General features: G+C 67.1%; 21 protein-coding genes and 1 pseudogene. 5 read left to right on the forward strand and 17 right to left on the reverse strand.

What is annotated here, in order from left to right:
* Window positions 1-7 precede the first annotated feature (7 nt).
* The 14 genes and pseudogenes from DL544_RS06370 to DL544_RS06435 form a co-directional block, all read right to left on the reverse strand.
* Window positions 8-220, reverse strand: a complete 213-nt coding sequence (locus DL544_RS06370) for a ParD-like family protein (protein ID WP_005415768.1) — start codon at window positions 218-220, stop codon at window positions 8-10.
* A gap of 68 nt (window positions 221-288) precedes the next feature.
* Complete coding sequence (locus tag DL544_RS06375) at window positions 289-648, reverse strand: bleomycin resistance protein (RefSeq protein ID WP_053498166.1); 360 nt, start codon at window positions 646-648, stop codon at window positions 289-291.
* Window positions 649-788: 140 nt separating this feature from the next.
* Complete coding sequence (locus DL544_RS06380; protein WP_139726909.1) at window positions 789-1673, reverse strand: arginase family protein; 885 nt, start codon at window positions 1671-1673, stop codon at window positions 789-791.
* 3 nt (window positions 1674-1676) lie between these two features.
* Window positions 1677-2741 (reverse strand): GNAT family N-acetyltransferase, encoded by a 1065-nt coding sequence (locus tag DL544_RS06385; protein ID WP_139726910.1) that lies wholly within the window; start codon window positions 2739-2741, stop codon window positions 1677-1679.
* 28 nt (window positions 2742-2769) lie between these two features.
* On the reverse strand, window positions 2770-4170 hold the full coding sequence (locus DL544_RS06390; RefSeq protein ID WP_005408663.1) for an aspartate aminotransferase family protein: 1401 nt from the start codon (window positions 4168-4170) through the stop codon (window positions 2770-2772).
* Window positions 4171-4234: 64 nt separating this feature from the next.
* The gene (locus DL544_RS06395) at window positions 4235-4951 is read right to left on the reverse strand and encodes an MtnX-like HAD-IB family phosphatase (RefSeq protein WP_005415773.1); all 717 of its coding nucleotides are present in this window, start codon (window positions 4949-4951) and stop codon (window positions 4235-4237) included.
* 173 nt (window positions 4952-5124) lie between these two features.
* Window positions 5125-6327, reverse strand: a complete 1203-nt coding sequence (locus DL544_RS06400; RefSeq protein ID WP_134956316.1) for a DegT/DnrJ/EryC1/StrS family aminotransferase — start codon at window positions 6325-6327, stop codon at window positions 5125-5127.
* A gap of 10 nt (window positions 6328-6337) precedes the next feature.
* Window positions 6338-6736, reverse strand: coding sequence for a DMT family transporter (locus DL544_RS06405; protein ID WP_032954032.1), 399 nt, complete (start codon window positions 6734-6736; stop codon window positions 6338-6340).
* Window positions 6733-7092, reverse strand: coding sequence for an EamA family transporter (locus DL544_RS06410; protein ID WP_065186714.1), 360 nt, complete (start codon window positions 7090-7092; stop codon window positions 6733-6735). The genes DL544_RS06405 and DL544_RS06410 overlap by 4 nt, the downstream gene beginning before the upstream one ends.
* A gap of 1 nt (window position 7093) precedes the next feature.
* Entirely contained in the window at window positions 7094-7930 is an 837-nt protein-coding gene (locus tag DL544_RS06415) for an alpha/beta hydrolase (protein WP_139726911.1), read from the reverse strand.
* Window positions 7931-8009: 79 nt separating this feature from the next.
* Window positions 8010-9388 (reverse strand): annotated as a pseudogene (locus tag DL544_RS22360) (sensor histidine kinase).
* A complete protein-coding gene (locus DL544_RS06425; RefSeq protein WP_005408670.1) occupies window positions 9385-10068 on the reverse strand; it encodes a response regulator in 684 nt (227 codons plus the stop codon). Before DL544_RS06425 ends, DL544_RS22360 begins: the two are co-directional and overlap by 4 nt.
* Window positions 10069-10199: 131 nt before the next feature.
* Window positions 10200-11327, reverse strand: coding sequence for a metallophosphoesterase (locus tag DL544_RS06430; protein ID WP_065179647.1), 1128 nt, complete (start codon window positions 11325-11327; stop codon window positions 10200-10202).
* A 73-nt stretch (window positions 11328-11400) separates the two neighbouring features.
* The gene (locus DL544_RS06435; protein WP_065179646.1) at window positions 11401-11850 is read right to left on the reverse strand and encodes a winged helix-turn-helix transcriptional regulator; all 450 of its coding nucleotides are present in this window, start codon (window positions 11848-11850) and stop codon (window positions 11401-11403) included.
* 74 nt (window positions 11851-11924) lie between these two features.
* Here DL544_RS06435 and DL544_RS06440 point away from each other — a divergent pair, with 74 nt between their 5' ends.
* The gene (locus DL544_RS06440) at window positions 11925-13145 is read left to right on the forward strand and encodes an MFS transporter (protein WP_139726912.1); all 1221 of its coding nucleotides are present in this window, start codon (window positions 11925-11927) and stop codon (window positions 13143-13145) included.
* A 95-nt stretch (window positions 13146-13240) separates the two neighbouring features.
* Here the strand turns inward: DL544_RS06440 and DL544_RS06445 are convergent, their stop codons facing one another.
* On the reverse strand, window positions 13241-14656 hold the full coding sequence (locus tag DL544_RS06445; RefSeq protein WP_065179787.1) for a GGDEF domain-containing protein: 1416 nt from the start codon (window positions 14654-14656) through the stop codon (window positions 13241-13243).
* 286 nt (window positions 14657-14942) lie between these two features.
* On the opposite strand from DL544_RS06445, the gene DL544_RS06450 reads away from it, so the two are divergent.
* Both DL544_RS06450 and DL544_RS06455 read left to right on the forward strand, forming a co-directional pair.
* A complete protein-coding gene (locus DL544_RS06450) occupies window positions 14943-17192 on the forward strand; it encodes a TonB-dependent siderophore receptor (RefSeq protein ID WP_139726913.1) in 2250 nt (749 codons plus the stop codon).
* Between the two features lie 140 nt (window positions 17193-17332).
* Complete coding sequence (locus DL544_RS06455) at window positions 17333-18313, forward strand: cation diffusion facilitator family transporter (RefSeq protein ID WP_139726914.1); 981 nt, start codon at window positions 17333-17335, stop codon at window positions 18311-18313.
* Window positions 18314-18351: 38 nt separating this feature from the next.
* Here DL544_RS06455 and nfi read toward each other — a convergent pair whose 3' ends face one another.
* Window positions 18352-19026, reverse strand: a complete 675-nt coding sequence (nfi, locus tag DL544_RS06460) for a deoxyribonuclease V (protein WP_065179783.1) — start codon at window positions 19024-19026, stop codon at window positions 18352-18354.
* 94 nt (window positions 19027-19120) lie between these two features.
* Here nfi and gpmA point away from each other — a divergent pair, with 94 nt between their 5' ends.
* Window positions 19121-19870, forward strand: coding sequence for a 2,3-diphosphoglycerate-dependent phosphoglycerate mutase (gpmA, locus tag DL544_RS06465; protein ID WP_005415787.1), 750 nt, complete (start codon window positions 19121-19123; stop codon window positions 19868-19870).
* Window positions 19871-19980: 110 nt separating this feature from the next.
* Here gpmA and DL544_RS06470 read toward each other — a convergent pair whose 3' ends face one another.
* Window positions 19981-20442 carry a hypothetical protein gene (locus DL544_RS06470; protein ID WP_231109140.1) on the reverse strand — a complete coding sequence of 154 codons (462 nt, stop codon included), beginning with the start codon at window positions 20440-20442 and terminating at the stop codon, window positions 19981-19983.
* Window positions 20443-20580: 138 nt separating this feature from the next.
* On the opposite strand from DL544_RS06470, the gene DL544_RS06475 reads away from it, so the two are divergent.
* The gene (locus tag DL544_RS06475) at window positions 20581-22674 is read left to right on the forward strand and encodes a M13 family metallopeptidase (RefSeq protein ID WP_053499310.1); all 2094 of its coding nucleotides are present in this window, start codon (window positions 20581-20583) and stop codon (window positions 22672-22674) included.
* Window positions 22675-22765 lie beyond the last annotated feature (91 nt).

A 22765-nucleotide genomic window follows, 5' to 3' on the forward strand; every position in this document is an offset into this window, starting at 1 on the left:
CATCTGCTCAGACCTGTCCCGGTGCCAGCAGCGGCGGCTGCACGCCGGCAGCCCGCAGTTCGCTGGCGACGATGTCCTGGAAGCTCAGCGTGGGATTCATTTCGCACAGCATGCCGACCCGGATCCAGAAGTTGGCCTGGGCGTTGATCGAACGGCTGGAGACAGTGCAGGCACGGCGCAGCTGGTCGTGCAGGGTGTCATCGATGTTGACGATGCCCATGGGCGATCCTGGCGGAGTTGATATACGAAGCATATATGTTTCGTATATGTGCCTCAAGTCCGCATTGTTCAGTCCAGGTGGGTGGCAAAACGCAGGCGGTTGCCGTCGGGGTCGCGCAGCAGCATCTCGCGGCTGCCCCAGTCGGTGTCATGCGGTGGCTGCTCGATCGGCACGTTGGCGGCGCTGAAGGCGCGGTACAGGCTGTCGACGTCGTCGACGATGAAGTACACCGCGCCGCCGACCTCGCAGTCACCGCTGTGCTCGGTGAGGAAGATCGTCTGGCCATCGCGGGTGAGCTGGGCGAACAACGGCAAACCGGCTTCGAAGCGGTGTTCCCAGTCGACCACGAAACCCAGCCCCTGCACGTAGAACGGCAGGGTGGTATCGGCATGGCGCATGCGCAGTTGCGGGATGACGGTCTGGGGCATGGCGAGAGCTCCGGGGCGGGAGTCCAGTGTAGTGCCGGCCGCTGGCCGGCATTCCTGTGAGCCCGGGAACAACGGGGTTGCCGGCCAGCGGCCGGCACTACCGAAGCCACGCCGGCCAACGGCCGGCATTGCCGACGCGGTCAGCAGGCCGTCGGTGCGGCGGCGATTGCCGCCAGCAGTTCGCGGTTCACCTGCTGGTGACGCGCCTGCCAGACGGGAAGATCATCGGCCCTGATGTCCGGTTGGCCATCCAGCGACGACAGCCAGCGCTTGAAGCGGCTCTGGTAGTTCGCCAGCGAAACTTCGCCGGTGATGTCACTGCCGACCAGGCCACCGGCGCGCAGTGCTTCGATCACCACCAGTGCGTGTTCCAGCTGGAAGCGGCCCTGGTCCCAGTTGCTGCGCGCAACGTCCTCGGCGAATACATCCTTGTCGATCGACAGGTAGGTGGGCTGCGGGGATGTGGCCTGCTCGGCGGCGAACGCGGCGACCAGTGCCTCCGGGTGCTCGAAGCGTCGGAACGCACGGCCCATGCCGAGGCGGTGGCCCCAGCCCACGTCCACGTCCATGCACCAGTACGTCAGGCGTCCACCCATCAGCGGTCGCCAGTGGTTCTCCCAGGCATGACCGAGGCCGATATCGCTGGAAGTGATGCCGAGCACATGGATGTGCGAGATCTGCGGCAGCTTGCTGGCGGCGTTCACCCACGAGCCGCAGTGCATGCCGAGCGGGAACCGCATGTTGTCCGGATGGTTGTCCAGCACAACCAGCTGGAACGGGGCCTGCCCGCGCATGCGGCGCAGCAGTGGCAGGCTGAGGTGGTGGAAGTCGCCACTGCCGAGCATGACGGTTCCGAGCTGGGCCGGCAGTGGTGCCAGCACGTCAGCGGCGAAACGGTCCAGGGTGGCATTGCTGCAGGCAAAGCGCAGCGGGTCATGCCACTGCGGCAGGGCCAGGGTCTGCGCCTGTGGCAGCGGCAGCACGCCACCGTCCAGGTCCAGGATCAGCGGGGAACGCAACGGCATCATTCAACCGCCTCCATCAGGTTCGCCCTGCAGATAGGGTGCCAGCCTGCGCAGCGCAGCGCGCAGGAGCGGGGAGCGTGCGTGGATCGCGTGCCGGGTGGAGGTGAAGCGCGCACCCAGTTCGGCCTTGATGCGCGAGTCGGTCCAGCCGGCCACGTAGTGGCTCAGGCCGTGCCGCAGCGCGTACTCGAGGTTGTGCATCCAGCTGACCGCGTACAGGTTGTGCTCGCGCGACTGCGGATAGGCCAGGCCGATGTACTTGTCCACCAGCTTGCCGGCATGCACGTAGCACAGGTTCCAGCCGATCAACCGGCCCTGGTGGCGGTACAGGAACATCCGTCCCTGGCCCTGGCTGTCGGCCAGCAGGTACTGGAAATAGGGCAGGTCGAGCTGGTCGAAATGCACCGCGCTCTGCGCGTATACGTCCAGGTACAGCGCGTACAGTTCGGCCTGCAGTTGCGGGTCGGCCAGGGCCGGGTTGCCGGTGGCGATGCAGTCGATCTGCAGGTCATCGCGCGAACGCAACTTGCGACGGATGTTCTTGCGGCGCGAGGATGACAGGCGGCCGAGATAGTCGTCGAGCGAATCGAAATCGATCGCCACCCAGGCCAGCGGCATGCCTTCCAGTTCGACGAAGCCGCGTGCCAGCAGCGCCTGCAGGAAGGCGCCGCTGTGTGCGTTGGCCGCGTCGTCCAGCAGCGGTGATTCGACTGCCAGGTCCTTCACCACCAGCAGCCGGGTATCGCCGATCGCGTGACGCGTCACGTCCTCAGCCAGCGCCTCCGGGGCAACGTGTGCCGGCAGCGGGGTGTACTCGGTGCTGGTGGCACCGACGAAGCGCGTCTTCCAGGTGATCCACGGCCGCCACAGGCGCGACAGCGGCAGGCCGAGCAGCCTGCTGCGCAGTTCGTCATCCATCGTGGTGGTCAGGTCCAGCGGCGCACGGAAGGTCGGCAGGCCGCTGGGAAGGCGGCCTGCCTCGAATCCGAGCGGCGGGTGGGCCAGGAAGCCCTCCAGCAGCGCGGTCGGTTCCAGCGCGGTGCTGGAGGGGCATGACGTCATCTCCATCGGCACGGGAACCGGCAGCGCATCGACCTCAGCCCTTGGCCTTGGTCAGCGCCTGGTCGAGCAGGGTGATCGCCAGGTCGATTTCTTCGTAGCTGATGTCCAGCGACGGCGCGAAGGTGATCACGTTCTTGTACCAGCCACCCACGTCGAGCACGAGGCCCATGCGCTTGCCGTCGTGCAGCAGGTCACCGGCCAGGCCGATGTCGACCATGCGGTCCAGCAGCTCCTTGTTCGGGGTGTAGCCGTCGGCCTGGCAGATTTCCGCACGCAGCGCCAGGCCCAGGCCGTCGACGTCGCCGATTTCCGGGTGGCGCTTCTGCAGGCCGCGCAGGCCGTCGAGGAAGTACGCGCCCTTTTCCGGCACGGTGCGCTCGTAATCCATTTCCTTGCCCAGCTTCAGCACTTCCAGGCCCAGGCGGGTGCCCAGTGGGTTGGAATTGAAGGTGGAGTGAGTGGAGCCCGGCGGGAACACGGTCGGGTTGATCAGCTCTTCGCGCGCCCACAGGCCCGACAGCGGGTTCAGGCCGTTGGTCAGCGCCTTGCCGAACACCAGCACGTCCGGGGTCACGCCGAAGTGCTCGATCGACCACAGCTTGCCGGTGCGCCAGAAGCCCATCTGGATTTCATCGACGACCATCAGGATGCCGTACTTGTCCAGCACGCGCTTGAGGCCGGTGAAGAAGTTGCGCGGCGGGATGACGTAGCCACCGGTGCCCTGGATCGGCTCGACGTAGAACGCGGCGTACTCGGCCTGGCCGACCTTGGGATCCCACACGCCGTTGTACTCGCTTTCGAACAGACGCTCGAACTGCCACACGCAGTGGTCGGAGTACTCGTCCGGGGTCATGCCCTTCGGGCGACGGAAAGGGTACGGGAACGGGATGAACATCGCGCGCTCGCCGAAGTGGCCGTAGCGGCGGCGGTAGCGATAGCTGGAGGTGATCGACGACGCACCCAGGGTGCGGCCGTGGTAGCCGCCCTCGAAGGCGAACATCAGGCTCTTGCCGCCGCGCGCGTTGCGCACGATCTTCAGCGAGTCTTCAATGGCCTGCGCACCGCCGACGTTGAAGTGCACGCGGCCGTCGAGGCCGAACTTCTCGTGCATGTCCACGGCAATGGTCTTGGCCAGCTGCACGCGGGTCGGGTGCAGGTACTGGCTGGCGACCTGCGGCAGGGTGTCGATCTGGTCCTTCAGTGCATCGTTCAGGCGCTTGTTGCTGTAGCCGAAGTTGCACGCCGAGTACCACATCTGCAGGTCGAGGTAGGGCACGCCCGCGCCGTCGAACATGTAACTGCCTTCGCCGCGCTGGAAGATCTTCGGCGGATCGACGTAGTGGACGGTGTCGCCGAAGGAGCTGTAGCGGGCTTCGTCGGCCAGCAGCTGCGCATCGGAGGCAGCGGCGTCGGCGTTCTTGTCAAAAATATTCATGCAGTTCGGTTCCGTGAAGGACGTTCGAAAGGGGTAACAGGGGAGCGCGCCTGGAAGGGAGTGCTCAGGCGGTGGCAAGCAGCAGGGGCAGTGCGGCGGGCTGCGGGCTGGCGTCGAGGCGACGTGGCTGCAGCAGGCTGCCATCGAGCAAGCGCGGCAGCAGTGCGATTGCATCGTGGAAGGTGTCGATGGCGGCATGCTCGATGCCGGCATTCGTGCAATGGGTAATCAGGCGGCGCTTGGCGAACACGAAGTCGGCGTCTTCGGACACGCAGAAGTCCGAGCTGCCGTCGCCGATCATCAGCACGCGCGGTGCTTCGTTGGCGCGCGCCTGCGCGGCGCAGGCGCATTTGCAGGTGCCACTGCGGCAGCCTTCGGCCTGGTAGGGCGATTCCAGTTCCCAGTGGTCATCGCACCAGCGCAGGTGGTTGGCCACCACCGGCAGCTGCGCCAGGCCGTGGTTGGCGAGGATGCGATGGATCGCATAGTCCAGGCCGTCGCTGACGATGCGCAGTGGCAGGCCCAGCTGCTCGGTGCGAGCGACGAAGGCGACGAAACCTGGATCGATCTGCACCTGGTCCAGATGGGCATCAAGCGTGGCCGGATCCAGTTCCAGCAGCCGCACCTGGCCCTGCATGCATTCACGCGAGCCGATCTTTCCCGCCTTCCACTGGTCTTCCAGTTCCTGCCAGCCCGGTTGGCCGTACTTTTCCAGCAGCGAGTCGATGACATCTTCGAGGCTGATGGTGCCGTCGAAGTCACACAGGATGCTCCAATGCATGGGCAGGTCCGTCGATGAGAAAGGCGTCCGGCACATTGCCGGGCAGGCTCAATGTAGGCAGGCCGCCTTTCTCGTTCCTTTCCTGTTGAAAGGCGCTTTTGACGGGCTGGGAAAGCGTTCAGGAAAGTACATGGATGAATGCGCGGAGCGCAGGCCACGCATGCACGTGCGGGTCAGGCGCGGGCTAGGACCTGCAGTATTTCGCCCGTTTCCTCACGGGTCTGCCAGGCGCTGTTGCCAAGGGTGAGCATGCGTGCGGCGAAGTCACGTGCATTGGGCACGTCCTCCTGCGGCACGATGCCACGCAGGTAGGCGTAGTCGGGCAGGGCATGGATGAACATGCGGCTGGCACCGAGGCCGCGCGGCCACAGGTCGTCCAGCGCGGCATCGCGCGCGCGCTGGCTGGGCAGCAGCAGCATCAGCATCGGCCAGGTGCCGCCGGTGCCGGCCAAGCCATCGACCACCTCCACCGCTGGCAGTTGTGCCAGCTGCACGCGCAACTGCAGTGCGCGCAGGCGCCCGGCCTGCAGGAACGCCGGCAATCGCCGCGCGGCATGGGCACCGATGTTCTGTCGCCATCGACTGACCCGGTGCTGCGGTATGTCCAGCGGGAAAATGTCACCGACCGCGTCTTCCAGATCGCCACGCTGCAGTGCGCTGCGCAGCGGATTGCCGTACACCAGCGACAGCAGCGAGGGGCGATAGCAGGCGGCAAGGCCAAGCAGCTGCACACTGCGAAGCAGCTCCCAGCGCAGGTTGAAGCGCACCTGTTCGGCGGCATGCTCGGCCAGTTCGGCGCGCAGTTCGTCATCGCGGCTGACCAGCAGGCCGCCTTCGTGCAGGCTCAGCCCCTTGCCGGCGGCCAGGCTGAAGAATCCGATGTCGCCACGCAGGCCGACACTGCTGTTGCCCACCCGTGCGCCCAGCGCCTGTGCGGCATCTTCGATGACCCAGGCGCCGGCGCTGCGGGCGATGTCGCAGGCCCGTTCGACATCGGCGATGCGACCGCCGAGGTGGGTTGGCAGGATGGCCAACGTACGCGCATCGGCCAACCGTTCGAGTTGGCCGGGATCGAAGTCGAAGTGGCCGCGCCGGGTATCGCACAGCTGCACGCGCAGGCCGAGGCTGTGCACCGCGATCGGCACCAGCGGGCAGGTGTAGGCCGGCATGATCACTGTGTCGCGCCTGGGTGCGCGCTTGCGCAAGGTGCGCAGGGCGATCAGCAGCGCGTGCGTGCCGGAACAGGTCAGCTGCAGCGGCGGCGTGCCCAGCTGGTTGGCCAGGATCCCGCGCAGGTCACCACCACCGGGAAGGAAGTCGCTGGCCTGCATCGGCAGGCCGGCGGTCGGTGGCAGTTCGCGCGCGAACAGGCTCATCGCAGCCCGCTCACGAGGTGCTTTCGGCGGGGCTGTGCGGGTCGTCCGCTTCCGCGCGGCCGAGGCAGACGATGCCGGCCACGATCAGTACCGCACCGACCAGGTGGTGCAGGGTGAGCGGCTCTTTCAGCAGCCAGGCCGACAGCAGCAGCACACTGATCACTTCCAGGTGCGAGGCCGCGAATGCCGGGCCGATCGGCGCATGCCGCAGCAGGCTCATCCAGGTGAAGAACGCACCCACGTAGCCGAGGATGGCGCCGTACACCCATGGTTGCGACAGCACGCGCAGCAGCCAGGTGGTGTTGGCCTCGACCGGCAGCGCAGCATCGCCGGCGTACTTGAAGCACAGCTGGGCCAGGGTGTCGAAGGCCATCAGCAGGGGGAAGCCGATCACATACAGGCGCCTCATGAGCCGGCCCCCACCACCGCCACGCCTGCTGTGACCAGCAGCATCCCGGTCACCCGCAATGGCGTGAGCTTCTCGCGGAACAGGATGCGGCCGGCGATCATCAGCGCCACGATGTTGATCGAGCCCAGCAGCACGCCCTTGGACAGCGGAACCAGTGACAGGAAGGCGATCCAGGCGACGAACTCAAGCACGTAACAGGCGATGCCGATCCACAGCCAGGGGCGGCTGAGCATGTGCTTCCAGCGCTGCAGTCCCTCGCCCTCCTGCGGGTCGCTGGCGGCGGCCTTGAAGGCGAGCTGGCCACCGGTATCGAGCACGACATTGGTCAGCCACAGCAGCGTGGCAAGTGCCCCCATCTCAGGCCACCGCCTTGAGGACGCCGCTGCGTTCACCGATCCCGGTGAAGAAGCGCGCGCTGCGGCGGATCACCTCGCGGCGTTCGCGGTCGATCGTGATCATGTGGTAGCTGTCCTCCAGCACCACCAGTTCCTTCGGGCCACTGACCCGCGACATCACCAGTTCGGCATTGCCTATGCTGGCCACGTCGTCTTCGCGCGCGTGCATCACCAGGCACGGGGCGGTGACCTGGTGCAGGTGGCGGCGGGTCCAGTTGCTCAGCGCACGCATCTCGGCCAGCGCGTGCCAGGGATTGCCCGGAAGGCCTGCCGCCGCGCTGTCGCCGGACAGCATGGCGGCGCTGACCTGCGCGCGCAGGCGCTCGTCGCGCAGGCCGTACGGCGGTTCTTCCATGAACATGCGGTCGCGGCCGATGTTGAAGCGCTTGAACCACGGCAGCAGGAACGAGAGGCGGGCGACAGCGGGTATGTTCCAGCCGTCGTAGCGGAACGTGGCGCCGTACACGCCGACGCCGGACACCCACTCCGGGCGACGTGCCGCCAACGCCAGCGAGAGTACCGCGCCCATCGACAGGCCACCCACGAACAGCTGGTCGACCTTGCCGCGCAGGGCGGCCGTCGCATCTTCCACGCCCTGGTACCACTGTTCCCAGGTGGTCGCCAGCAGGTCATCCACGGTGCCGCAATGGCCGGGCAGCTGCACGCCGTGCACCGTGAAGCCGGCATTGTTCAAGCCCTTGCCCAGCATGCGCATTTCCGCCGGGGTGCCGGTCAGGCCATGGACCAGCAGCACGCCCTGGGGGCCACCGGGGAGGAAGAAGTCGTGCGATTCGGTCACCTGGCGGCTCCGGGACGGCAGTGGGGATGGCAGGATCGCAAGCGCGATTTTCACCAGCCTTTCAGCGCGCCGGGCCGGGTCAGGGGGCCTTCAGCCGCGGCAGCATGATGGCGACCTTGAGGCCCCCGCCCGGGCGGTTCAGAAAGCTCAGGCGGCCGCCGAAGTGCTCCACCGCCTCGTGCGCGATGGCCAGGCCAAGGCCGGTGCCGCTGGCAGCGGTGCCCGGCGCCCGGAAGAAGCGCTCGCCCAGCCGTGGCATCACGTCGTCGGGCACGCCGGGGCCGTTGTCTTCCACATAGAGTTCGACATCATTGTCGTCCAGCGCGTGCACGCCCACCGTGACGGTCGCATTGCGGCCGGCATAACGCAGGGCGTTGTCGATCAGGTTGTCCAGCGCCTCCTGCAGCATGGCGCCGTTGCCAAGTACACGCAGCGGATGGGGGCTGCCGCGGTAGCCGAGGTCGATGCCATCGCGGATCGCCTCCGGCACGCGCATGCCAACCCACTGCGGCACCAGCTCGCACAGATCCAGTGCTTCCACGGTATCGGGCACGGTCTGCGCCCGGCTCAGCGCCAGCAGCTGGGTGCTGACCCGGGCAGTGCGCTGATTGAGCCGGCGGATGTGCTGCAGCGCCTCGCGCACCGTATCGGGTCACCGTGTGCCAGCGCCTGGTCCACGTGCAGGGCCATGCCCGCCAGCGGCGAACGCAGCTGGTGCGCGGCATCGGCGATGAAGCGGTTCTGCAGGGTGATCATTTCCGCCTGGCGGGCAAACAGATCGTCGATGGTGCTGATCAGTGGCTGGATCTCCTCCGGTACGTCGGCGTCGGAGATCGGTGCCAGTTCGCCACGGCGCTGCGCCAGGCGGGTCCTCAGCGGCGTGAGGATGCGCAGGCCGTAGGTCACGCCGAACCAGACCAGTGCTGCGGTGCCCAGCGCCAGCATGGTCATCAGCGGGATGATGATCATCAGGATCTCGCGCGCCCGCTGTCGGCGGTCGGCCATGCTCTCGGCCACGGTCACCGCCAGCTGGTCCTGCGGATCGTTCATCGCCTGCGTGCAGACCGTGGCCATGCGCACCTGCTGGCCATTGAGGTTGCCGTCGTACAGGGCCGGATGCACGCCGGTGCAGTCCTGCGAAGGGGCATACGGGCTGAAGTCGGCATTGCCGCTGAGCGTCCCCATGCGGCTGCTGTCGACGTTGAAGTAGCGATGGCCGTCGGGGTCGTACTCGATCAGGAAGCGTGCCTGCGGCGACAGGTCGCTGGTCACCGGCATGGTGCTCAGCATCTGCGCGAACGAATGCGTGTCGTCGATCAGGTTGCGGTCGTGGATGCGGTTGGAATAGTCCAGCGCAACGTAATAGGCCAGGATCGTGTTGAAGGTGAGCAGACCCAGCATCGGCAGCGCCAGGAAGGCGAGCAGGCGCCGGCGCAGGCTGGGCGGTCCACTGATCACGGGGTGCTGTCGTCCTGGGCGTCTTCCAGCATGTAGCCCAGCCCGCGCACGGTGCGGATGCCCATGCCGCCGGGCTGCAGCTTGCGGCGCAGGCGGTGCAGGGCGATGTCCAGGCCGTTGTCGGTCAGGTCCTGGCCCCAGTCGCACAGCGCTTCCACCAACTGCGCGCGTGACACGATGCGCTCGGCGCGCACTGCCAGTGCCGACAGCAGGCCGAACTCGCGTGCGGTCAGTTCCAGCGACTGGTCGTCGATCCACACCCGATGCCCGGCCAGGTCGATGCGAAGGCGGCCGATGCGCAGGTCCGGGTTGCCATTGCTGGTGACCCGGCGCAGCTGGGCGCGCACGCGCGCTTCGAACTCGTCCAGCGCGAACGGCTTGACCAGGTAGTCATCGGCACCCAGGTCGAGCACACGCACGCGCTCGGCCAGGCCGTCACGGGCGGTCACCACCAGCACTGCGAGGCCATCACCACGCTGGCGCAGGCGCTGCAGCACGTCGCGGCCATCCAGCTGCGGCAGCCCCAGGTCCAGTACCAGCAGCGCGTACTGCGTCGAGCCCAGTGCAGCATCGGCGTGCGCACCGTTGTCGACGTGGTCGACCACGTGCCCCTGCCGGCGCAGCGAGGCGCACAGGCCGGAGGCGATATCCGGGTCGTCTTCAGCAATCAGAACGCGCATGCGCGGGGCTCCTGTAACGGTCAGGCCCACCGGATGGACGGGGTGGGCCTCTCGGCTGCCGAGGGTAGCCGCAAACCGGCTGTAGGTGGAGCGCGCCGGCACCTCCCGGCACCGTCGCGCTGTCCCTCCATTCAGTCCTGCAGGCCCGGCTCACCGAGCGCCAGCGGCACCCGCGAACCATCCAGCAGGCCACGGCTGAGCTTGCCACCCTCGATGAACAGCAGTTCGCCGTTCTCGCCGTTCTTGATGCTGCTGTCGATGGCGATCACGCGGTCGCCGTGGAAGCTGCTGACGTGCGGCATCGAGGTATGGCCAACCACGATGCGCTTGAGCTGCAGGCGGTCGAGCACAGCCTGCACACCCGCGGTGTCGAGGCGGCCATCGAAATAGCCGCGGTACCAGATCGGGCTGGTCTTGCCGTCATACAGCGGTGCGGTGGCCGGGTCGGCCTTCACTTCGGCCTTGGGCAGGCCCAGCGAGGCCTGGTAGGCCGCGTTGGTGCGTGCCGGGTCCAGCGCCAGCTGCACCGCCTCGGGCGAGATGCCGCCGTGCAGGAACAGGGTATCGCCGATCTTCAGCAGTACCGGTCGGGTGCGCAGCCACTGCCCGATCACCGAGTCGGCGCCATACAGCTGCGGGTAGCTGCGGCCCAGCAGCTGGGCGCTGCGCAGGTACTTGGGGTTGACGTAGCGCAGGTCGTCGTACAGCACCATGGTTTCGTGGTTGCCGAGCACGAAGTGCACGGCGCCACCGGCGGCGGCCGCCTGCTGCTGCAGGCCGTAGAGCAGCCAGAACGCCTCGGTCACCTGCGGGCCGCGGTCGAACACGTCGCCGGCGATGACCAGCGTGTCCTTGCCCAGCGCCCAGCGATCCTCCGCGTCGATCACGTGATGGGCACGCAGCAGGCGCACCAGCAACCCGTACTGGCCGTGAATGTCGGACAGCGCGACGATGCGCGGTGTGGCCGGCAGCACCGAGACCGAGGCTGCATTCGGCGCAGCCACATGCACGGTGTGTTCGTAGCCGCAGCGCGGTGCGATATCGGTCCCTGTTGCCCCGGAGGCAAGCGTGCGCGATTCGACCTTGTCGGCGCAGATCCACTTGGCCTGCACCCGGTCGCCCTGGCGGAACACATAGGGGCCATCGGCCTGCACGTGGTCGGCGGGCGCGGCAACCTCGCGGGCCTGCGTGGTTCCGGCGCTGCAGGCCAGCAACGGCAGCAGCAGGGCGGTCATCAGGGAAGGGCGATAGCGCGACATCGTCGTTGTCCGGCGGCGGAAACATCCGATGCTAACCGGCGCGACCGGGTCGCGGTGTGCGCGAATGGGCGGGTCAGGCGCTGTGCCCGTCGTCCCTGAACTTGCGCACACGGGTGGCGGCGGCCTGCAGGGGCCGACCGTCGCGCCCGCGCGGCTGCATGTACGGCAGCGGTCGCCGCGTGCTGGATTCGATCAGCTGCGAATGAGCTTCGTCTGCACCGAAGCGATGGCGTTCACCCCATTGGCGCAGCGCGACCAGCACCGGGAACAGCGCCTGGCCCGCGGCGGTGAGCACGTATTCCTGGTAGGCCGAGCCGTCGGAGGCCGGTTGCAGTTGCAGGATGCCGGCCTCGACCAGCCTGCGCAGGCGATCGCTGAGGATGTTGCGGGCGGCGCCCAGGCTGCGCTGGAAGTCGCCGAAGCGGCGGACGCCGTCGAAGGCATCGCGGATCACCAGCAGTGCCCAGCGATCACCGAGCAGGTCGGCGCTGCGGGCAACGGGGCAGGGGCTGTTGGCGTGCATGCTGTGGCCTCCGAATGTGGTTGCAGTTTAAAACCAAAGTGGCTAGCCTGCATCTGGTTTCAATATGAAACTAGATGACGAATGCCATGCCGATTCCACGCCCCCTGCTGGTGCTGCTTGCGGTTGCCGCCGGCGCCAGCGTTGCCAACGTCTATTACGCGCAGCCGCTGCTGGATCAGCTTGTACACGCCTTCGCGCTGGAACGGGCGGTTGCCGGCGCGGTGTTGGCCGCGACCCAGGCCGGCAGCGTGCTGGCATTGCTCGGGTTGCTGCCGCTGGCTGATCGCGGTGACCGGCGGCGCCTGCTGCGGCTGCAGCTGGCGGCACTGGTGGCGGCCCTGCTGTGGCTGGCAGCGGCACGCACGGCCGGTTGGCTGTTGTCTGGCATGCTGCTGGCCGGGCTGTTGGGCACCGCGCTGACCCAAGGCTTGATCGCCTATACGGCAGCGATGGCTCCGGCCGTGCAGCGCGGACGCGTGGTGGGGGTGGTGCAGGGTGGGGTGTTCATCGGGCTGCTGCTGGCGCGCGTGCTGTCCGGCACGGTGGCGGCCATTGCCGGCTGGCAAGCGGTCTATCTGCTGTCGGCAGCGCTGATGGCAGCCCTGGCCGTACTGCTGTGGCGGCGCCTGCCGGCCGTGCCGATACCCGCGGTACCGCCGCGGTGGCTCGACCTGCTGGGCTCGATGCTGGGCATGCTGCGCCGGGATCGAACGCTGCGCGAGCGTGGTCCGCTGGCATTGCTGCTGTTTGCCGGACTCAACGTGTTCTGGGCGGCGGCTCCCTTGCCGCTGTCGGCCCCGCCGCTGCAGTGGTCCACTGCGGCCATCGGTGCGCTCGGCCTGGCCGGGGTGGCAGGTGCATTGATGGCGTCGCGGGTCGGGCACTGGATGGACCGCGGTTTTGCCGATCGGGTCAGTCTTGGCGCGCTGCTGTTGATGCTGGTTGCGTGGTGGCCGCTGCTGGGCCTGCCGCAGTCGCTGTCGTTGCTGCTGCTGGGCGTGATCGTGCTCGACCTCGGCGGCCAGGCACTACATGTTTCGAACCAGGCATTGTTGCTGCGTGCACCGGCGGAACAGCATGGGCGCCTGGTGGCGTTGTACATGCTGTTCTATGCGGTGGGTAGTGGTGCCGGTGCGGCTGCCGGGCCCTGGATGCAGGCCTGGCACGGCTGGCCTGCCGTGTGCCTGCTGGGTGCAGGCATCGCGTTGCTGGCGCTGCTGTGGTGGGCGGGGTGGGGAGTGGTGGCGTTCAATGCATCGGCTGGCGCGCGGACCGGTAAAGTCGACTGTCGGTAGAGTCGACTGTCAGTCGACTGCTCTTCGCCCCGCGTGCGAAAAATTCCGCGCTGCGCGCGATAGTCGACCAGCGGTCGACTCTACCTGTCCTGTCGTCATCGCTGCAACGCACGCCGGCCCGGGGCTTCCTGCAGGTCCCCGCTGGCCACCACCACGCGGTTGCGGCCGCTGCGCTTGGCCTCGTACATCGCCGCGTCGGCACGTGCCATCAACCGTTCGTAGTCCGGGTGGCCATCATGGCCGGCCACGCCGATGCTGGCAGTCAGCGACAGAACCTGGCCGTTGGCCAGTGCCACTGGCGACTGCGCGATCTGCCGGCGCAGGCTCTCGGCGATCACCGAGGCCTGTGACTCACTGGCGGCAACCAGCACCACCACGAACTCCTCGCCGCCGTAGCGGAACAGGTAGTCGCTGCCGCGGGTCAGCTGGCCGAGCAGGCCGGCGACGTGCTGCAACGCGCGGTCGCCGGCATCGTGGCCGTGGCCGTCGTTGATCGCCTTGAAGTGATCCAGGTCGAGCAGCAGCAGCGAGAACGGCGTGCGATTGCGCGTGGCCAGCTCGATCTCCCTGCGCAGCACGGTAGGCAGGAAGCGGCGGTTGAGCAGGTTGGTCAGGGCATCGCTGCCGGCATCCAGTTCACCGATGCGTTCGAACAACAGCGTCATCAGGGTACGGATGGCGGCCAGGTCCTCGCGAATGGCCGGCAGCACCGCCAGTCGTTGCGCCGGGGTGTCATTGCTTGCCCGCTGCAGGTTGCCGTCGATGCGGGCCATCAGCTGGCCGACCTGCTGGGTTTCGCTGCTCTCGCCGAAGCTGGGGATGCCCTTGTGGGTGAACCACAGGCCGAATTCCGAGGTCGCCAGGCTGGCGCTTTCGCCGGCCTGCACGTGGCCGGCGAGTGCGTAGAGCAGGGCGTTCTCCCAGTCCAGCAGCAGTGCACGCTGGCGCTCGCGTTCGGTACCGACATTCTGCACCAGCGAGAACAGCCGGTAGGCAGCATCGGCACGGGTGGAGCGCTCACGTGCATGGGTGTAGGCCAAGGTCATGCCTTCCATGGCGATGTCCATGATCGCGCTGAGGCAGTCGATGGCGGCGAACGCGGTGGCGCTGTCGGGCGCGTCGTCGCGCAGGCGCACGAACAGCTCGTGCTTGAGTACGCGCGCGCCGCGGGTGACCAGGTCGACCGGAATGCCGACCCGGGCATGCACATCGCCGATCACGCGTTGCGAGGCAACGGTGGCGGCAATGCCGTCGGCATCAGTGGTCAGCAGCTGCACCAGCCAGCGCTGCATGGCCGGTTGCAGGCGTTGCTTGACCTGATCGTGGGACAGGAAGCGGCGTGCACGCCCGTCCTGCAACAGCACTTCGTAGAAGCGTTGGGCCAGCGCCGGCGGGGCATCGGTTGCGGCGGCGTGCAGCAGCGCGGTGGCGGCCGGGCCGGCCTGTTGCAGGCAGTGCTGCCAGGCCTCGGCCAGCGGCTGGCTGGCATCGTCCAGTTGAGGTGGTTCCACGTCGATCTCTGACTGCGTACGGCAAACCACGGGTATCGGCCGCGGCGGCGTGCGGTTGATGGTGGGCAAGCCAGCCAGTTTAAGCCCGATGCAGGGTCGTTCGGCACGCAGGGCACATCACGCCTGCGGTAGCAATGAGTGAACGCATTTGAGAATCACTCGCATTGATGGGAGAATGCACGCACGGATCGGGCCGCAGGCGACTGCAGCGACGCTCCGCCTCCCCCTCGTCGTTGCCTCAAGCCCTTTGCCAGAGGCCCCGTTGCCCTGCCAGAAGGTCCAGATCATGTCTCCTGCCGTTGTCCTCTCGCCGCGCCCGCTGGCGCTCGCCGTTGCCGCCCTGCTGGCGGGCAGCGCGCTGACCGCCCAGGCTGAAACCGACGCCACCGATATCGACACGGTGCACGTCACCGCCTCGCAGATTGCCCGCCAGGCGTTGGGTACCTCGACCATCACCGCCGAGGACATCGCCAGGCGCCCACCGGCCAACGACATCGCCGAACTGCTGCGCACCATGCCGGGCGTCAACCTCACCGGCAACAGCGCCTCGGGCCAGTACGGCAACAACCGCCAGATCGACCTGCGCGGCATGGGCCCGGAAAACACCCTGATCCTGGTCGACGGCAAGCGTATCGGTGCGCGCGATGCCGTGCGCATGGGGCGCAGCGGCGAGCGCAACACACGCGGCGACACCAACTGGGTGCCGGCGGAGATGATCGAGCGCATCGAAGTGCTGCGCGGACCGGCGGCGGCACGCTATGGCTCCGGTGCTTCCGGTGGCGTGGTCAACATCATCACCAAGCGCCCGACCGGCGACCTTGCCGGTGCGGTCGACCTGTACGGGCTGGTGCCTGAACACAGCGCCGAAGGTGGCAGCGAGCGCGTCGGCCTGCAGCTGAGTGGGCCGATGACCGACACGCTGTCGTTCCGCCTTTACGGCAACCTCAACAAGACCGACGCCGATTCACTCGATCTCAACCGTCAGTACGCCACCCAGCCGAACGCAGTGCCACCGGCTGGCCGCGAGGGCGTCAAGAACCGTGACGTCAACGCGCTGCTGCGCTGGGACGTGACCGCCAACCAGGTGGTCGAGTTCGAGGCGGGCACCAGCCGCCAGGGCAACATCTACGCCGGCGACCGTGCGGTCAGCACCACCGGCACTTCGACCGGCGTTGATCTGGCGGCGCTGGCCGACGGCAAGGCGGAGACCAACCGCATGTACCGCAACACCGGCGCGATCAGCCATCGTGGTCGCTGGGGCGATGTCACCTCGCGGGTGACGGCTGCGGTGGAAGCGGTGAACAACTCGCGCATCAACGAAGGCCTGGCCGGTGGCCCGGAAGGCAGCTTCAACGGCACCGACTGGTCGACCTCGCGCCTGCGCAACTACCAGCTGGACGGTGAAGTCAGCTTCCCGGCCACGCTGGGTGGTGCCGAGAACATCTGGACGCTGGGCTTTGAATACCTGGACAGCCGCCTGACCGACCCGTACTCGATGAGCCAGTCCAGCAGCAGCGGCGGTGGCATCCCGGGGCTGTCCGCTGATCGTGCGCGCGGCAAGGCCGATGCGCAGACCACGGCGGTGTTCGTGGAAGACAACATCTACCTGGGCGAGCGCTGGATCGTTACCCCGGGCCTGCGCTTCGACCACCACAGCCAGTTCGGCAACAACACCAGCCCCAGCCTCAACGCGCAGTTCCGTATCAGCGGCGACTGGGTGGTGAAGGGCGGCATTGCCCGCGCGTTCAAGGCGCCGAACCTGTACCAGTCGAATCCGGACTATCTCTACTACACCCGCGGCAACGGCTGCCCCAATGCGCTGCCGAGCCTGGGCGCCGGTTGCTACATGCGCGGCAACGCGGACCTGAAGGCGGAAACCAGCCTGAACAAGGAACTGGGCATCGAGTGGGCACCGCAGAGCGGCTGGCAGGCGTCGTTGACCTACTTCCACAACGACTACAAGGACAAGATCCAGGCCGGCTACACCCAGATCGGGCTGACCGCCGACACCAAGGGCCGCATCTTCCGCTGGGAGAACGCGCCGAAGGCGATCGTGCAGGGGCTGGAAGGCAACCTGGTCATTCCGCTGCTGGGCGAGCAGGGCGACCGCCTGAAGTGGAGCAACAACTTCACCTACATGGTGGAAAACGAGAACAAGACCACGCACCAGCCGCTGTCGGTGATCCCGAAGTACACGATCAACACCATGCTGGACTGGCAGGCCACCGACAGGCTGTCCGTGCTGCTGACCGGCACCTTCTACGGCAAGCAGGAACCGGCCACGACCAACATCAACAACGACCCGCGCTGCACCGGCAGCTGCGATGCATCGATCGCGCTGCAGGATCGTGGCGCGTACAACATCTGGGGCGTGAGCGCGCGCTACAAGGTGACCGAGACGGTCAGCTTCGGCTTCGGCGTGAACAACCTGGCCGACAAGCGCCTGTTCCGCGAGGCCAACAGCAGTGATGCCGGGGCGGCGACCTACAACGAGCCGGGCCGCGCCTACTGGGCCAGCCTGCGCTTCGGGTTCTGACCGCAGGCCGGCGTCGATCTGCAGCCCTCGCCGGGCCATGCCCGACGAGGGCTCGTGTGGCCTGCAATGTTATAAACATCGTAATAGTCTCCTCCGCCGGCACCGCGTAGCCTGCACCGCATCGCAAAGGAGCTGTTGCCATGGGCCACGACCACGATCACCTGCCATCCCAGATCCGCCACGAGAAGCCCTTGTGGTGGGCACTCGGCCTGACCACCACCTTCCTCGTCGTCGAAGTGGTGGGCGCGTTCTGGACCAACAGCCTGGCGCTGTTGTCCGACGCCGCACACATGGCCACCGATGCGCTGGCGCTGATGATCGCGCTGGTCGCGGTACGGTTGAGCCGGCGCCCGCCGGATGCGCGCCGCACCTACGGCTATGCACGGCTGGAAGCGTTGGGCGCGATGATCAACGGTGCCATGCTGTTCGTGGTCGCCGCCTACATCCTGTGGGAGGCGATCGGCCGCTTCCGCCAGCCGCAGGAGATCGCCTCCTCCGGCATGCTGGTGATCGCGGCTGCGGGCCTGGTCATCAACCTGATCTCGATGCGCCTGCTGCAGGCGGGCAGTGGCGAGAGCCTCAACGTGAAGGGCGCCTACCTGGAAGTGTGGGCCGACATGCTCGGCTCGGTGGCAGTGATTGCGGGCGCATTGTTGATCAAGTGGACCGGATGGAAACCGATCGACCCGATCCTGGCCGTGCTGATCGGCCTGTGGGTGCTGCCGCGTACCTACGTGCTGATGCGTGAGGCGATCAACGTACTGCTGGAAGGCGTGCCCAAGGGCATGGACGTGGCCAGGGTGCGCGACAGCCTGTCCGGCCACGTCGCAGTCCTGGACGTGCATGACCTGCACATGTGGGCGCTGGCTTCCAGCACCCCGGCGCTGACCGCGCACATCGTGATGCGCGAGGGCACCGATGCCGATGCGCTGCGCCGTGAGCTGGGCGGACGCCTGCATGATGACTTCGGTATCGAGCACGTGACACTGCAGATCGAAGCGGACCACTGCGGCGAAGCCTGTGGCGGGCCGGCGCCGGCCAAGGGCGGCGGACACGAGGGCCATGAGGGCCACGACCACGGCGAGGACGCGCAGGGCCATCGTGGCCATGTGCATCGTTGATCGAAGATGACGCGCGCGCCGGGAGACGCCCGGCGCAGCTATTCGTCCCGCCGCGAGGCCAGCCGATCCGCCAGCCGGGTTGGCTCCGGCAGCCGATAGCCACGCAGGGTGTGCTGCACCCAGCCCAGCGCGGTATCGGCACTGACCCGATGGCCACCGGCCACGAACAGCGGCTTGCAGCGCACCTTGCTGCGCAGCACCCAGCCCAGTTGCTCGTCGCCATCCAGCAGCGGTGTATGCGCACCAGCTTCGGCGCCCGGTTCGACGAACCTTCCCACCAGTTTCGATTTCGCCACGCCGATGCTCGGCAGATCGGTGACCACGCCCAGATGCGCGGCGACGCCCAGCCGGCGTGGATGGCTGATGCCGTGGCCATCGACGAACACCAGGTCCGGCGTTCGTGGCAGCAGTGCCAGTGCGGCCAGCAGTGCCGGCAGCTCGCGGAAGCTGAGCAGGCCCGGGATATAGGGCATGAGTGTAGGAATCCGCGCGATCTCCTGCGCCACGGGCTGCAGCGTCCTTGCATCCAGCAGCACCGCCGCGGCGCGGGTAATGGCACCGTTGTCCTCGAATCCGACATCCAGCCCGGCCAGCCAGCGCACCTTGCGTGGCAGGCGGTCCTGGCGTTCCACGCGGCCGGCCAGCTGCAGCTGTTGCGCTCGAGCGGCGGTGACGCTGCCTTCCCAGCGCCCGGGGTCGATCACCGTATTCATTGGCTGCAGCATCGCATGCGTGGCGCCACGGCACGGTGAGCGGCCGCCGGGGCTACAATGGCGGCCTGCCTTTCCTCGCGTTGGAGACCCTGCAGTGACCCGTAGACTCGTACTGTTGCGCCATGGCCAGAGCCAGTGGAACCTGGACAACCGCTTCACCGGCTGGGTCGATGTCGACCTGACCGAGCAGGGGCGCCGGGAAGCGGCGGCCGCCGGCCGCCTGATGCGCGAGGAAGGCCTGCAGTTCGACGTCGCCCATACCTCCGTGCTCAAGCGCGCCATCCACACCCTGCAGGGTGCGCTGGCCGAGCTGGAGCAGGACTGGCTGCCGGTGAACAAGTCCTGGCGCCTCAACGAGCGCCACTACGGCGGCCTGCAGGGCCTGGACAAGGCCGAGACCGCTGCCAAGCACGGCGAAGAGCAGGTCAAGGTGTGGCGTCGTTCGTACGACATCCCGCCGCCGCCGATGGACCTGGAAGATCCGGGCCACCCGATCCATGACCGCCGTTACGCCGGCCTGGACCGCAACGCGCTGCCGGGCACCGAATCGCTGGCCACCACCCTGGACCGCGTGCTGCCGTACTGGCACGACGCCATCGCGCCGCAGCTGAAGGACGGCAAGACCGTGCTGGTCACCGCCCACGGCAACTCGCTGCGTGCGTTGTACAAGTACCTCAACAACGTCTCGCGCGAGGAAATCCTCGAGCTGAACATCCCGACCGGCATCCCGCTGCTGTTCGAACTGAACGATGACCTGACCGTGCAGTCGTTCCGCTACCTGGGCGACCCGGAAGCGGCGCGCAAGGCCGCCGAAGCCGTAGCCAACCAGGGCAAGGCGAAATAAGAAACAGAAGGCCGGCGCAAGCCGGCCCTTCTTTTTGTAGAGCCGAGCCCACGCTCGGCTGACGCTGTCGCAACCCGGTAGAGCCATTTCATTGGGGCTGCATGTGCCAGCTACGAAGGACCCAGCAGGCGCACCTTCGGCGACTGCAGCGCAGCAATGTCGATGACGTGGTCCTGGCATATCACCTGATAATGCGTGAATGGGCCCGGGTAACGGGTATCAGCGAAGGTGGCACGGCCCAGATATTCAAGGAACTTCGAATGGCTGTAGCGGCGGAACAGGTTGCCGCTCCAGGCTTCGGAGTCGTCCCAGCTCTGGTAGGACTCGTTGTGCACGGCGTAGCTGATGTAGTGGTCCCAGATCAGTTCAAACCGCTGCGAGTGGGGCACCACCTCTATCGCACGCACATCATCGATTGAACGTCCATGACCGAGCTCCACCCGGGAGGGCTTTCCGACCACCCGGCCCTCCTCGACGACCAGGCGCAGACGATTCGCTTCCGGCTCGCCAATCTCAGCAAGAAACAGAAACTCACAGGTGTCGAGGGCCAGCAGCAGCGCAGGTTCGTCCATGGTCATGAGGTCCAGTGATCGCAGAGGCCAGAGCATACCGGCGCGCGGCGGGAGCTGCGCCGTGGGCTCTGTGACCTTTGGCCGGTCCCCAATCTCACGCCCCCGGCTACCCTGTGAAATTACCCGCAGGAGAGCCTCATGAACGTCCGCAACCTGGTCCCGCTGGGCCTGACCATCGCCATCGCTGCCTCGCTGGCCGCCTGTGGCAAGAACGAAACCGCGCCGGCGGCCAGTGCCGACGCCAAGCCGGCCTTCGACCTGTCGCAGATCAAGACGCCGCTGATCTCGCTCAACAGCGCCGACCTCGATCCGGCCATTTCGGCCTGTACCGACCTCAATGGCTTCGTCAACAGCAAGTGGCTGAAGGCCAACCCGGTGCCGGGAGACCAGACCACCTGGGGCAGCTTCGAGATCCTGCGCGAGCGCTCGCTGGAAGTGCAGCACGCGCTGGTGCAGCAGGCCGCCGCCAGCCAGGCCAAGGCCGGTTCGGTGGAAGCCAAGATCGGTGACATCTGGAAGACCGGCAACGACGAGGCCAAGATCGAAGCCGCCGGCCTGGCGCCGCTGCAGCCACAGCTGGACAAGATCACCGCGCTGAACGACACCGCCGCCATCACCCAGTACCTGCGCGACAGCCAGGCCGAAGGCAAGGGCGTGCTGTTCTCGCTGTTCGCCAATGCCGACTACAAGGATTCGGCCAACGTCATCGCCTATGTCGGCCAGGGCGGCCTCGGCCTGCCGGAGAAGGGCTATTACTTCGACGATGCGCAGGCCAAGATCCGCGACGCCTACGTGGCCTACATCGCACAGGTGCTGACCCTGTCCGGCGTGGACGCGGCGCAGGCCGCCGAGCAGGCCAAGGCCGTGATGGCCTTCGAAACCCGCCTGGCCAAGGCCTCGATGTCACGCATCGAAATGCGTGACCCGGCCAAGCGCTACAACCCGCTCAGTGCCGCCGACGCGGACAAACTGACCCCGAACTTCAGCTGGACCGCGCTGTTCGACACCCTGAAGGTACCGGCCGCGCAGAAGTTCTCGCTGGCGCAGCCGGGCTTCTTCGGTGAAATGGACAAGATGCTGGCCGATGTGCCCGCCAGCACCTGGCAGGCCTACCTGCGCTTCCACACCATCGACGATGCCGCGCCATACCTGAGCAGCCAGTTCGAGAAGGCCAACTTCGATTTCTACGGCACGACCCTGCGTGGCCAGAAGGAAATGCAGCCGCGCTGGAAGCGCGTGCTGGAGTCGGTCAACGGCGGTATGGGTGAAGCCCTGGGCCAGCTGTACGTCGACGCCGTGTTCCCGGCCGAGTCGAAGGTCGCCATGCAGCACCTGGTGGAGAACCTGTCGCAGGCGCTGAAGGCGCGCCTGGAGCAGCTGCCGTGGATGGGCGAGGAAACCAGGAAGAAGGCGCTGGAAAAGTGGGCCAGCTTCACCCCGAAGATCGGTTACCCGGACAAGTGGCGTGACTGGGCGGGCCTGCAGACCAACGGCGACAGCTACCTGGGCAACATGCAGGCGGCGCGCGCGTTCAACTACCGCTACATGCTGGACAAGATCGGCAAGCCGGTGGACAAGACCGAGTGGGGCATGACGCCGCAGACCGTCAATGCGTACTACAACGCCACCAAGAACGAGATCGTATTCCCGGCGGCGATCCTGCAGGCGCCGTTCTTCGACGCCAAGGCCGATCCGGCGTTGAACTACGGCGGCATCGGTGCAGTCATCGGCCATGAGATGATGCACGGCTACGACGACTCGGGCAGCCAGTTCGCCGCCAACGGCAACTTCGACAACTGGTGGACGGACGCCGACCGCAAGGCCTTCACCGAGCGTACCGACCAGCTGGTCGCGCAGTTCGACGGCTACGAGTCGGTGCCGGGCGTGTTCGTGAAGGGCAAGCTGACCCTGGGCGAGAACATCGGCGACCTGGGCGGCCTGACCGTGGCCTATGACGCGCTGCAGATGGCGCTGAAGGAAGACCCGAAGGCGAACGTCGAGGTGGACGGCCACAGCCAGGACCAGCGCTTCTTCATGAACTGGGCCACCGTGTGGCGCCGCAACTTCACCGATGGCGAGCTGCGCGTGCGCCTGAACACCGATCCGCACGCGCCGGCCAATTTCCGTGCCAACGGTGCGCCGTCGAACATGCCCTCGTTCGCTGCTGCATTCCAGTGCAAAGCGGGTGATGCGATGGTGCGCGCCGACGACAAGCGCGTGGTGATCTGGTAATCGATCACCCGTGATGCGTGGAGCGAAAGGCCCGGCGAACGCCGGGCCTTTTGTCTTCCAGGCCGGCAGCGCGGCGCCGACTGGTAGAGTC

The sequence above is a fragment of the Stenotrophomonas sp. pho genome, from assembly GCF_006228405.1.
In the GTDB taxonomy this organism is placed as follows: domain Bacteria; phylum Pseudomonadota; class Gammaproteobacteria; order Xanthomonadales; family Xanthomonadaceae; genus Stenotrophomonas; species Stenotrophomonas sepilia.

Excerpts from the sequence above, each read along its gene's own strand:
- DL544_RS06370 (WP_005415768.1), bottom strand. The coding sequence starts at position 220 with ATGGGCATCGTCAACATCGATGACACCCTGCACGACCAGCTGCGCCGT.
- DL544_RS06375 (WP_053498166.1), bottom strand. The coding sequence starts at position 648 with ATGCCCCAGACCGTCATCCCGCAACTGCGCATGCGCCATGCCGATACC.
- DL544_RS06380 (WP_139726909.1), bottom strand. The coding sequence starts at position 1,673 with ATGCCGTTGCGTTCCCCGCTGATCCTGGACCTGGACGGTGGCGTGCTG.
- DL544_RS06385 (WP_139726910.1), bottom strand. The coding sequence starts at position 2,741 with ATGGAGATGACGTCATGCCCCTCCAGCACCGCGCTGGAACCGACCGCG.
- DL544_RS06390 (WP_005408663.1), bottom strand. The coding sequence starts at position 4,170 with ATGAATATTTTTGACAAGAACGCCGACGCCGCTGCCTCCGATGCGCAG.
- DL544_RS06395 (WP_005415773.1), bottom strand. The coding sequence starts at position 4,951 with ATGCATTGGAGCATCCTGTGTGACTTCGACGGCACCATCAGCCTCGAA.
- DL544_RS06400 (WP_134956316.1), bottom strand. The coding sequence starts at position 6,327 with ATGAGCCTGTTCGCGCGCGAACTGCCACCGACCGCCGGCCTGCCGATG.
- DL544_RS06405 (WP_032954032.1), bottom strand. The coding sequence starts at position 6,736 with ATGAGGCGCCTGTATGTGATCGGCTTCCCCCTGCTGATGGCCTTCGAC.
- DL544_RS06410 (WP_065186714.1), bottom strand. The coding sequence starts at position 7,092 with ATGGGGGCACTTGCCACGCTGCTGTGGCTGACCAATGTCGTGCTCGAT.
- DL544_RS06425 (WP_005408670.1), bottom strand. The coding sequence starts at position 10,068 with ATGCGCGTTCTGATTGCTGAAGACGACCCGGATATCGCCTCCGGCCTG.
- DL544_RS06430 (WP_065179647.1), bottom strand. The coding sequence starts at position 11,327 with ATGTCGCGCTATCGCCCTTCCCTGATGACCGCCCTGCTGCTGCCGTTG.
- DL544_RS06435 (WP_065179646.1), bottom strand. The coding sequence starts at position 11,850 with ATGCACGCCAACAGCCCCTGCCCCGTTGCCCGCAGCGCCGACCTGCTC.
- DL544_RS06440 (WP_139726912.1), top strand. The coding sequence starts at position 11,925 with ATGACGAATGCCATGCCGATTCCACGCCCCCTGCTGGTGCTGCTTGCG.
- DL544_RS06450 (WP_139726913.1), top strand. The coding sequence starts at position 14,943 with ATGTCTCCTGCCGTTGTCCTCTCGCCGCGCCCGCTGGCGCTCGCCGTT.
- DL544_RS06455 (WP_139726914.1), top strand. The coding sequence starts at position 17,333 with ATGGGCCACGACCACGATCACCTGCCATCCCAGATCCGCCACGAGAAG.
- nfi (WP_065179783.1), bottom strand. The coding sequence starts at position 19,026 with ATGAATACGGTGATCGACCCCGGGCGCTGGGAAGGCAGCGTCACCGCC.
- DL544_RS06470 (WP_231109140.1), bottom strand. The coding sequence starts at position 20,442 with ATGGACGAACCTGCGCTGCTGCTGGCCCTCGACACCTGTGAGTTTCTG.
- DL544_RS06475 (WP_053499310.1), top strand. The coding sequence starts at position 20,581 with ATGAACGTCCGCAACCTGGTCCCGCTGGGCCTGACCATCGCCATCGCT.